Genomic DNA, 11,407 nt, shown 5'->3' on the forward strand with positions numbered 1-11,407 from the left:
AACCGCTAATCATTTTTGATTATGCGGTTAAATCGGCTTCTTACCTCCCTTGCTGATTCATTATCCATTATTAACTGCGCTCGCTTCACTGCGCTTTCAAATGAGCGGTCCGATAGATTTACTGGCGGCACTTGCTCACGCAGTAAAAAGCCAACATTGCGCTTACTAATCCCCGCTAGCAATAGTATTTGCATCACTTGCCTGCGACTTGCTCCCCCTGTTTGAGCTGCTTTGATTAAGCGTGACATTTGCTTAAACGCTTGCTCTTGCTTTGTTTTAGCTCGTGCTTTGGCTGCGATTATTTCTTCGTCAGATACTTTGTTAGGGTCCCTTAGTACGCCGCTTAGCTCTTTTCTGGCTTCGGCTATGGCACTGTTAAAGTCAAACGTGCGGTAGTATAAGCCGACCTTTGGATCAAAGGTTGAGCTTCGAAATCCTGCAAGCGCCAGCATTTCATCCGACAGACTATAAGGCTTACCCGTTGAGCGCTTAACATCTGTTGCAGCCATGCCAATACGCCACGCATTATTTACTGCTCCAGGCGCTAAACCTAATGCTAAATGCCCAGCAATATCAGCGCTTTTGCGTATAGCCGTATCGTTTTCTTTATATACCTGTCCGCCGCTTTGCTTTTTGTTGCTGATCACCTCAAGTATTTTGCCTGTACTAATATCAGTGCCTAAAAATGGCGATACCATATCGCTGAGCGATGAGGCAATAGCCTCGTTAACAGGTTGGTCGCGCATCATGGCCTCTATTGGTCGTTTCCAGTAGGCGTATGGGTCTAAGAACGACATATCAAAGTAACGTAAATTATTGTCGCTATCTCGGCCAGCATAAATAAAGGTTGAGTTTTTTTGCCATGGCGGAGCTAAATCTCTTAGCGCCTCTTCCTCATCATCGGTCACGCCAAACATGGCTGCGCTCAATGCTGATAGTGCAAACATACCGCCACTTGCTAAGCTCATGCCTACAATTCGTTTTGCGCCCATTTCGCGTATTTTTGGGTTGTCTGATTTTATTTCACTGGCTGCAAGCTTCATCATGTTGCCTGTCGTTCTAATAACTTCAGCAGGAAACGATACAAACGTGCCAGCCAGTGGGAACCGTGATAACCACGCCCCCGCTTTTCCTACTCGGCTATATGTTGGGTAGGTGTTTTGTATCCTCTCAGCGGCTAGCGCTTCTGCCTCACTCTCTTTCATGCCTGTACGGACGAGTGCGGCTTTTTCATTTTCAAAGCCTACTATCTTCCAAAAGTCATCGCCAAAGCGATAAAAGCCTGTTGCTTTAGCAGTTAACCAGCGCAAGTTCTCCGTTGTTTTGTCGGCTAGTTTATTTAACCCATCAAAGCCTGTGTTGCTTTTACCTTCAAGCATTTGGCTTATTTTGCCATCAGTCATCACCTTGACTATATCGCCTGCATTAGCTGAGTCATAAAGCACGCCTAATTTAATTAAGCGTTTTATGTAATCAGATTCGCCATCGGTTACTTTTTCTTTAACTTGTGCGTTAAATGCTGCAACGGCCTGCTTCATGTATTTTTGATTAAAGTGTCCATTGGCAACGGTGAAAAAGTACGCCGACATAACATTACGCATGGCTGTTGTGGGTGACAGCACAGTTTTGCCGAATTTAATAAAGCCGTTTATTTGTATGGCCTTGTCTAGCCACCCCTCACCACGCTCACCGCCCATCGCATCTTCAAACGCTTCTTTTATTTCTGGCGTTGTCCACATGCCATTTAGTGGTGCGTATACTTCTGATGCTTCACCGGCGAGCTGCACTGTGGCATTAGGTGGTCGGCTGTCTTTTTCAAAAATGAAATTGTTAATGCCCATATCGCGTATTGTGCTTAGGAGTTTATCATTAGCGATCATAGCTGACATTTTTGATACAGACTTAGCGTAGTTAATGCGTGGGTCTGCGTATTCACCTAGCAAAGCTCTGATCTCAGGTGATATGTCTTTGCGTGGTATTAGTGTAGATAAGTCTTTAGAGCCTAGCTTACTTTCAGCAATAAAAGATCCCAAGCTGTCGTAAGCGGTGCCTGTTTTAACCATTTCGTTCATAGTTACTTGGGCTTTTTGCTGTGCTTCTTTTGCTGTTGCGCCGTCTTTTTCATATTGCTGCATTAAGTATGCACGGGCATCATCAATTACCTTAGTCGGTATTTTTTCAAACCATTTAGGATCGTCAAATGCTTTATAGCTGCGGTTTAAATATTTGCCCATGTTACCTAGCATTTTTTCAAGGCGAGCCGACTCTTTAGGGTCAATATCGCCATCCTCTGCAAATCGCTGATGAAGCTTGTTATTGACGCTTGCTACGTAGTCCTTTGTTAGCCCATCTATATGCTCGCGCATCAGTATGAGCGTGTCTCGCTCATTTTGATTAAGCGCCTTGCCATCATTTTCACCCGTTAAAAACTCGTGGTATTTAGACCATTGCTCATCGGTTAATCTGTCAGGGTTTATTTTAGCGCTTTTCATTGCTGAATTTAGCTTCCCTACCAGCATAGATACATCAAATTCATGTACAGCTACGTCGCGATCACGGCCTCTCTTAGCTTGCTGGATAGTTTCAGGTAAATTGCCACCTGGCATAAACCAGCGTGAAAGCTGGCGTTTTATTTTATCGCCTGCAGTTTTGTCGGTTTCGCGTAGTTGTGCGTTTAGCGCCTCCCACTCTGGCACGCTTGATTTTTCAAAGCGGTCGCCGTTAAACGCTTTTTTTACTGATTCCGCTATTTTGTTTGGTGCTGGGCTAGTGTCGTTATTGGCTGTGCGGCTGAATTTTTTATCGGATTGACTATAAGCCATTTCGTTTTTACTGGTGGCTACTGGCTCTCGCTGCGCTTTAAAGCCTTTTACAATACTTTGTAGCATGTCCCGCATCGCTGTTAATTCATCATCCTCACGGTAAGCTACACCAAGCTTATCAAGCTGTGCACGTATAAAACGCTTTAGCGCATTCCACCAATACTTAACCTCGCCTTTGCTTGGTTCGTTTTCTACAAAGCGTGCAAAAATTTCTTCTGCTTTAACGTCCTCGCTTGCATCCCAATAATCTTTGTTCGCATCTTTCCAGTATTTCTCAAACGCTTTACGGCCCTTGGTCTTTTTAATGCGATCAATAAACTCTTGCTTAGCTTCTTTGCCAATAACGGTATCAAGGCCGCCATGAGCAATAGTTTCATGTGCTAAAGTCTGTTTAAGATCATCTATGCTATCCATGTTTTCAGCAATGATATAAACAGTATTGGACATTTCGCTATAAGCGCCTTTGACTGTTGCGCCGTCCAAGCTCATGCGCCATAGCTTTTCAGCGGTGGCGGTATCTTCTAGGATATTAACAGTTATGCCGTTAGCGCCTTTCAGTGACGTTATGAAATCATCTGCTATCGCTTGCGCTTGCTTGGCGTTTACGCCATTAGCTTTTTTACTGGGCTTTGATTTTGAAAATAATCGTATCCCCTCACTGGTGTTTTCACTTTCAATTGTGTCGAACAAGGTTTGGTAAGCAGGATTTATTTTTTCTTGCTCAGCTTTGTTTGGGTATGGATAGGTACTATTTGATTCTAAACCTAGCGATTCCGCAGCAGTCCACGCTTCATCAAGCACTACATTTGCAAGGTAATCGTTAGTTATGCCTTGCTGCTTTAATTTATCTATAATGTAAGTTTCAAATGATCGCGCTGTCATTTCGATAGTCGTTGCCCAATAAGCTTTAGAGCGCCTGGTATCTAATTGCTTTGAGCGCTCAGGCAATCCGCTTTGCACGATGGCATTTCTTACATGTTTAAAAGCGTTTGCCATTTCAGAGCGAATTTCATCTGTGGATAGTGTGTATGGCGACTCAGTTATAAACTCTGTGTTAGGCCTTTGCTTGCCAAAGTAGTTATCCAGTGCGTGCCACCATTCGTGCGCTAGAGAACCTGCGCCGGCTTTTTTAGTAAGATTAATAACGACGCTGTTTGGTTCGTAATGTGCAGCTGCAGGATTTTTGCCGCCTTTACCTCGCGCACCAAATGCGAGCCCTAGCTTACCGTTTAAACTTAATGCTTTTGGTGGTAAGTCTAATGCTTCAGCTAAATCCATTAGTCCATCGTAAGCTTGGTTTAGATTCTTTTGGCGCTTAGCTTGTTCTACCCAATTACCAAACTCTACACCTCTAAAGCCAAACGTTTCACCAAACGTATCAGGCGTTACATTTTCAGCATAGCGTTCTGGTCCTATGCGTTCAGCATTAACCGGCTTACGCATACTAGGTGTTTCTTTTATTTTCTGTAGCGTTTGCTCGACTTCTTCGCGATTATTTTTAAGGTGATCTCTGGCTGCACCTAAATCATCAAATGACTTTATTTTTAAAACACCGCCTGCACCTTTCCACCCTAAATAAATATCTTTAGTGTATCGATCACGGTAAACACTTATTTTGCTTTTCTTGCCACTTGTCGCATTAGCGTTGTCAGTCTGTTCGGCTTTGATTACTTTAGTTAGCAGTGCCTGTACGTTACTTAACGTTTCGCTAGCGCCATCATAAACAGGGCGCCCATTACGCTCTATAAAATAAAACACCTTGCTAGGCGAGTATGTTTTACCGCCAAATATAGAAAAACTACCAGAAGAAATTCGGTAATCTGCAACGTTTTTTAAGGTGTCAATATCAGCCTTTGCAATAGAAGGTATAGCGTCAACAACAGCGGCTAGCTTTGAGCTATGATTACGCATTCTTTGCATAACGCTTGCTACGTTACGATCACCACTCATTAAGTCTGCGGCAAATGACTTTAACGTATTAACTTTTTCAGCCCATCTTGCAACCTTACGAGCAACTCGTGGCTTTGATGGTATTTCACTTCTCATCGCAGCAATTAGCGCTGCTGACTCCGCATTAGCTCCTTTTTCTACAAGCTCTTTGTAGTTAGGCTCAGGCCATGCTTTGCTTAATGGTAACTCAGTCGTGCTTTTCTGATCTTGTATTGCCTCACTAAAACCACCCCATGCATCTTTACGTGCGCCGCCTAGCTTTTCGCCAAAGTCATCAATGCTTTCTTGTGGGCTAGCTTGTTCTTTCTTGTTTGATGGTTGCTTGACTGTTGCTTGACTATTTTCCGCTGGGATCGTGTCGCTCTTATTTTTAGGTGGGGAGCTTTGCTTTTGCTCTTTTTGAATGTAATAAACAGCCCAAGATAGCGCATCTATTTTTTTACGAGTCTTGGTGTCTAGCGTATAAATTCCGTCTTTTACCTGATTTTCGGGATCGTTGCTCAGCTCTTTAATCCAAGCATCTAGCTCATTAGCTGTATAGTTTTTCGATAGCTCAACACGGTCCCAGCCATAAGCCTTCCGATTTTCAGGCAAAGAAAAACCGCTCTTAGGCGGCTCTGCATTTTTATTTGGCTTAATCGTGTCTGGCGGTGGCGCTTTATCATAGCCAAACTCTTTACGTAGTTCGCTGTAAGCTTGGCGATTAATGCTTTGCGGTGTATCGCTGTTAAACTCTTGATACGTTTCAAAGGAAGATTCTGCAAGTGCTTTATCAATGGCTGGTTCATAACCTTCTTCTATTTTAGCTATGGCAACATCAAAGCCTGGTGCTCCCTTTTTTAGCCCCTGCTTCTTAGCTTCACTTTGCAGCCACTTGCGCTTAGTGGTTTTTAGTATTGGCGGTAGCTCAGCTTGCTGGTCAGTAGTTGCCGGCTCTTGTTCAATTAATTTACCAGTTTCGGCAGTTTCAACGGCCTTTTTTTCAGTTTGTTTACCATTACCACTATTTAGTTTACCAGTGGTGGCAAGTTCTTCATTACCAGTGGCATTTAGTTTACCAGCATTGCCTTGCGTTTCAGTGCTGGGCATTTCCTTGGCCAATGGCACTAACTGCTCAATTGGCGCATTTAAGCGGGTTACTTTTACGGTTTCATCTTTTTCGCGGGCGGCTAGCCACTGGTGATGGCCGTCTAGTACATATCCATCATTCGATACCAATATAGAGCGGTTGCCGCCCTCAAATTCCATTGCCTTTTTAACTTTGGCTGGTGAAAATTCTTGCTGCGTTGGTTTTAATGAGCTTGCTTGCACCTCATCTTTTTCATTGCCAATATCACGCGCTTTCATAAAATTAACCATAGCGCCGCGATTTTCAGCTTTGATTTGTGGCATTTCTGAACGCGGTATATTTTTGGTGCCGCTCTCCTTGGTAAAAGATTGCCACTCATCATCAAGCATTTCACCTGCTATGCTCTTATCTTCTTCGTCCTTTATTTGTGACGCGTCAACCTTTAAAGATAAAGCTTCGCCTTCTTGTTGGTCTAGTTGCGTTTGAGCGTCTTGCTCATTTTGCGCAACCGTATCAGGGTTTTTATCCGCTGCCGGCTGTTCTAAATCTTGCTTGGTGCCATCATCACCTTTAATCGTCCAGCCAAAGCCATTATCAAAACTAACCGCTTTTGTTTTGTGGCCGGCTCTGCGTGCTGCTCGCGCTTCTTTGCTTAATAGCGCAGCGCGTTTGGTTTTAAATGCTTCACCATTTTTAGCCACGTTAACGCCGCTTTCGTTACCAGCAAAGATAATATCTTTTTGTGGTAATAAGTTTTGCGAGTCTTTACCGGCTTGCTTAACCTGCTCTGCTGCGCGCTGCTGTGGTCGGCCATCTTCACCAAAAATAATATCCTTTTGGTCAATACCTTTAGGCTGTGACTCAAGATCAGCTTGTGCTTGCTCGCGCATTTCACGGTTTCTAGTTTGCTCTGTCGTTGGTAGCTTGCCTTGCTCTGGCACTACTTGGCCGTCTATTGGTGCATTGTCTATACCTTGCGCGTTTTGAGCGTCTGGGCCTAATAACTCGCCTTCGTGTTGGTATTTAATAGGACTAAAGCGATCTTCTGGCGTTGGTGACTTGTCAAACGCTGCCGCTTTTACTCGCTCGTCCACAGTAGGTGCGTTGTTGCCTGCTTCTAAGTCTCTTAGCGACTGTTGCGCTGGGCTTGTAAGCATATCACCATACTGGCCGGCTGCTTTTGCTGTCTGGTCAAAGCCTGCTTGTCTTGCGGCTGTTGGCGCATCGTAATCAATATCATCATTTTTAAATACAGGCGTTTCGGTATCTTCTGGTATGGTTTGCGCTGGTTCTGCTTCTGCTTCTGCATCCGTTTCTGGCGCTATTTCCGGCTCTGCTGCGGCTGCAAATACGGGGTCATCAATACCAAATTTTTCTTTCATTGTGCGCGCAACAATTGCTGACGCTTCAACCTCTGTAAAACCTTGCTTAATGGCTGAGTCGTATTGCTGCTTTTTAACTGTTTCAATGGCTTCTTCTGGCGTTGCGCCTGCTTCAACAAGCTGATCGGCACCGTTTTTAACTGCTTCTGCTGATTTTTGCTGATAACCCATTACTTTTTGCGCCGTTTCTGAGCCCGTGCGCATCACACCACCAACCGTAAGACCGCCTACGAATGCTTCGTCTAGCCCTTCAAATTCATCAATATTTTTACCTGCACCCCATTGCGCTAAGGCTTCTTGCCCTGTTTCGGTTAATCCCTCGCCTACGGCACCTTTAAATAATCGCTTTACAAAGCTTGGATCGCGTACAGCGTCAACAAGCTCACCCTTGCCCATACGTTTAGCTGTTTCGACTACGCCATCTTTTAAAAGGTCTTTACCAAGCTGGCCCATGCTAACTTTGATACCTAAGCGCTCAAGCAGCATTTGACCTGAACCTGACGCGACAGCTCTCGCTACATTCTTTTCATCTTCTGGCTGTTTCTCGTAAGCTTCTTGGGATAAGCCTCCGGCAAGCGTAGCTGCGCCAATTGGGTTTGCCGCTGCGGCCATATAAGGTAATGAGCCCGCAACCAACTCACCTGCGTAATTACCAAAATCTTTTAATCCACCAATGTCTTTGTATGATTTAACTGTTGGTTCGTATGCCTTTTGTTCTTCAACATTTCGTTCAATGCCTTTTTCAGCCCACTGGTCAACTTCTGCGCCAGGTCTAAGCTTATCAGCAAGCCAGCTATCAAAAGGTCCAGGCTTTAGTACGTTAAGCTCTCGCTTTGTAGGCTCTGGCTTCTCACCAATAACATCTGTTAACCCCTCAGCCGCGCGATAACCTATCTCTTGTAACTTATCAACACCTGCCCCTAGCGCTGCGGACATGCCTGATTCTGGCTCCGACACAGCTTCTGCCTTTATTTCGCTAGCACCAATAAGTCCGCGCTTAACAGCTTCATCATAAGCCTCTTTTTGAGGTCCTTTTAATAAGCCGCGCTTGTCAGCCTCTTGCAGTGCAAGTAATCTTTCATTGTTCATGTGCTATTTCTCTCCAGAGCTGCCGTAGATAAAACTCATTAATTCATCATCACTAAAGTCAGCATATCCTTTGTTTCCACTCCCTCCCTCTGGGGGGACTTCTACGGCTTGTTTGCCATAAATCTCACCCAGCTTATTCTTACGCTGCTCAAACTGGCTCCTAACTGCCGCTATCGCTTTCTTTTTTAACGCCTCGTCATCCGAACCTTTTTTAGGCTTCCCGTAGGTGTACTCTATTTCAGCAAGGGCGCTCGATTCGTCCTCGATTATTTTTACCCTTGCCTTTCGGTACTCGGACTCTTGAGGGGCTTCTTTTTGCTGTGAACCTGTTTGCAAGGTTCCTTCTATGCTCTTCGCGTGGCGGCGATACATTTCGGGGCTTTTTGCTATTTCCCTTGCAACAAATACAGGTCTTAATTCTCCTAGAAAGCCCTTAGTGTTAAAAGTAGATACTGGATCGTCAGGCTCTGTGGTGCCTCCTCGTGTCACCGGCTTAACCTCTTGATTGCCGTTCTTGTAAGTAACGAGCATAGACATAGCAAACTTTTCGCCGTCCACTTTTCCGTCTGACCGTACGTCACTCAACTTTTTATCGCGTGGTACTGGTATGAACGAGTAAAATTCAGAGTCCACAATTTCAGAATTCTGCACAGGATCATACTGGCCTACAGCCTTTTTAAATCGATGACTGTAAATATTATTAATGGCACCAGTGAATTCAGGTGAGTTAAACCGTGCAACTTCGCCCGTTTTTGCAACTTCGCCCATGACTCGCTGCACTGTATCAACGCTTTCTCCTGCCTGCTTTTCAAATAATCGGCGTGGATCCAGGTGTGGATTACGCTTAAATACTGCCTCGTACTCTTCGGGTAGCGGACTATCTTGCTCTAATAGGTCAAAAGCGGCGGGCAAGATAGACATGTCTTTTTTATGGGTATCCTGTTTTTCTTGGTGGTTTCGCTCCCATTGGGTGTTTTTTTGATTTTCTTCAAAGTTACGATCCACGCTTTTTAACGTGTTAGCTCTATACAGCTGAGTACTATCGTACTCTTGCTGCTGAAACTCGTTATCCCGTTCGCGCTGCATTGCGTCTTGCTTATCTATTTGAGCTTGTCTGTCTAACCCGTCTTGATAACGCTGATCGTTTCGCTTATCCATATCAGCTAACCGGGCTTTATTGTCCTTGCGTGCTTGATGGCGTTCCATCATTTCAAAGCCCTTTAACGCCCCGTCTACAAATGCGCCTGCCATACATTACCCCTTAAAGTGAACCTGCCGCTAAGCCTATTGCTGCGCCTATTGCTGCGCCCCAAGGCCCGCCAACCGAACCAGCTTGCGCGCCTGCCATTGCCCCTGCCACGGCACCTGTACCAGCAGCGCTAATTTGCGCTGACTTCTTTTGCTGTTTTAGGTTTTCGTTAGTCATATCGCGGTTTTGCTCCATATCAGATAGAGATTTAAGCGAGCCTGTGGCCTTGTTTTTTGTGCTTTGGCCGGCCTGTAAGATTGAATAAGCCATTATTTACCACCTATATCAGCTAGAGACTGAGGCGCGCCGCCTTGCCCCGTTAGAATTGAGTTTTGCAAATCATCTACTGACTCGCGTGTTTCGTTGTTTACAGAGGCCGTTGTTAGGCTTTTTAATAAACCTGTATTGGCGCTGCTTTGCTTTGTTTCATCTGGCGTTAAACCGTATCGTCCCAAGCGTTGCGACTCGGCCACTTTCGATTGATTGAAAGAAGTGCTTATATTTTTTTCATTGCGCGCCATCTGTTCATTTAGCAACTTGTCGCTTGTCGCTAAGCCAAACAATTCCTCCTGGACCGGTAAGAAGCGCGTTTTATAATCTTCAAATTGCTGGCGAGTTAGATCGGCTAAGGCGTTTTGATATTTATCGGTTCTAATGCTTGAGCTATCAACACTGTAAATATCGTAATCAAATTCTTCTTCCATAGGTTTCTCCTATACGGTCCAATTGTTGGGGTCGTTATTGCTTGCTAAGTTGAGACTCATATTAACCGCCTCCCATTAGTGATTTATTTACATCGCTTGGGGTTGCTGCGTTAGAGTTAATCACTGCGTCAGGCTTTGGGGGTGGCAAGTTTTTATAATAGCTTCCTGCCGCACCTGCAACCGCGCCAGCAGCACCTAAAATAGAGTCACTTTGTTGTCTGCTATTATTTGCATCGTTAAATGCTTTTTGCTGTGAGCTTGAAGCAATATCGCTTAGCGTTGCTGTAGCTTCCTGTGACTGTCCTTGTCCCATAGCCATTACATTGCTCATCTTGCCTGTATAACGCTCCTGCCCTGCAACCTGTGAGCGTGATTTTGCATCGCTTGTTACTGACGCTTCGTTGTCGGCCATATCGCTAACAACGTTTTTAAACTTGCCGCTATTTGGGTTTATGCCGTTCGCTTCCATACTTGAAAGTGCGTTGTTAGTGCCTTCTGAGAATGACTTTTTATAACCAAGGTTAGTATTCTCGGCTATATCATCGTATACGTTTGCGTCATTGGCTTGCTTTGCTTCGTCAATAACTTGGTTTTCAAACGGTACGATGCTTTCTTGGTAGTAAGCCCATTCTTCGCCATATACTTTGGCAAGCTCTTTTTCGTACTCTGTTTCTTTGACTTCGTTGGACTTACCCATGAATCTTAATCCCCTAAAAAGTGTCGCCACACGGTTAAACCATCACGCACGCCAGCGTGAGCCCAGCCATGTAAGGGAGCTACTTTGTTAAACCCGCGTCTAGCGGTTGCAAATTCGATAAATTGAGCCTTGCCGCACTTAGCAAGCCTAATGATGTGATGTAGGTAACGCTGCGTAGCATTCCCGCCGTGGCAAGACGCTACGGTTATTTCGATAAAGGTTTGGTTTTCAATGTGACGAGGCCACAAAATAAAGAAACCATCTGGCACCAAAAACAAAAAAGCCCGCTCGTTTGAGCAGGCTTTGTCGATTTCTTGGTATAGGTGTGGGTCGTTTGCAATGTTACCTATTCGAGTTATTGGCTCTTTAAGCCGATCACGGTGTTTATCCCATGATACGCATTGCAGATAAGACTTTTCCATTATGTAGAAATACTAACCTATAT

6 protein-coding genes are annotated in these 11,407 nt (G+C 44.7%); all 6 read right to left on the reverse strand.

Annotated elements, in window-relative coordinates:
- Positions 1 to 5: 5 nt before the first annotated feature.
- Positions 6 to 8,312, reverse strand: coding sequence for an LPD5 domain-containing protein (locus CXF89_RS03840; protein ID WP_121953838.1), 8,307 nt, complete (start codon positions 8,310 to 8,312; stop codon positions 6 to 8).
- A 3-nt stretch (positions 8,313 to 8,315) separates the two neighbouring features.
- Positions 8,316 to 9,563 (reverse strand): hypothetical protein, encoded by a 1,248-nt coding sequence (locus CXF89_RS03845; RefSeq protein ID WP_121953839.1) that lies wholly within the window; start codon positions 9,561 to 9,563, stop codon positions 8,316 to 8,318.
- 10 nt (positions 9,564 to 9,573) lie between these two features.
- Positions 9,574 to 9,831, reverse strand: coding sequence for a bacteriocin (locus CXF89_RS03850; protein WP_121953840.1), 258 nt, complete (start codon positions 9,829 to 9,831; stop codon positions 9,574 to 9,576).
- Entirely contained in the window at positions 9,831 to 10,265 is a 435-nt protein-coding gene (locus CXF89_RS03855; RefSeq protein ID WP_121953841.1) for a hypothetical protein, read from the reverse strand. The genes CXF89_RS03850 and CXF89_RS03855 overlap by 1 nt, the downstream gene beginning before the upstream one ends.
- Before the next feature lie 61 nt (positions 10,266 to 10,326).
- Positions 10,327 to 10,962, reverse strand: coding sequence for a hypothetical protein (locus CXF89_RS03860; protein ID WP_121953842.1), 636 nt, complete (start codon positions 10,960 to 10,962; stop codon positions 10,327 to 10,329).
- 5 nt (positions 10,963 to 10,967) lie between these two features.
- The gene (locus tag CXF89_RS03865; RefSeq protein WP_121953843.1) at positions 10,968 to 11,384 is read right to left on the reverse strand and encodes a hypothetical protein; all 417 of its coding nucleotides are present in this window, start codon (positions 11,382 to 11,384) and stop codon (positions 10,968 to 10,970) included.
- Between the last annotated feature and the right edge of the window lie 23 nt (positions 11,385 to 11,407).

This window comes from Pseudoalteromonas sp. MelDa3, from assembly GCF_002863625.1.
Taxonomy (GTDB): domain Bacteria; phylum Pseudomonadota; class Gammaproteobacteria; order Enterobacterales; family Alteromonadaceae; genus Pseudoalteromonas; species Pseudoalteromonas arctica.

Coding starts and splice junctions, on each gene's coding strand:
- CXF89_RS03855 (WP_121953841.1), bottom strand. CDS start 10,265: ATGGAAGAAGAATTTGATTACGATATTTACAGTGTTGATAGCTCAAGC.
- CXF89_RS03845 (WP_121953839.1), bottom strand. CDS start 9,563: ATGGCAGGCGCATTTGTAGACGGGGCGTTAAAGGGCTTTGAAATGATG.
- CXF89_RS03840 (WP_121953838.1), bottom strand. CDS start 8,312: ATGAACAATGAAAGATTACTTGCACTGCAAGAGGCTGACAAGCGCGGC.
- CXF89_RS03850 (WP_121953840.1), bottom strand. CDS start 9,831: ATGGCTTATTCAATCTTACAGGCCGGCCAAAGCACAAAAAACAAGGCC.
- CXF89_RS03860 (WP_121953842.1), bottom strand. CDS start 10,962: ATGGGTAAGTCCAACGAAGTCAAAGAAACAGAGTACGAAAAAGAGCTT.
- CXF89_RS03865 (WP_121953843.1), bottom strand. CDS start 11,384: ATGGAAAAGTCTTATCTGCAATGCGTATCATGGGATAAACACCGTGAT.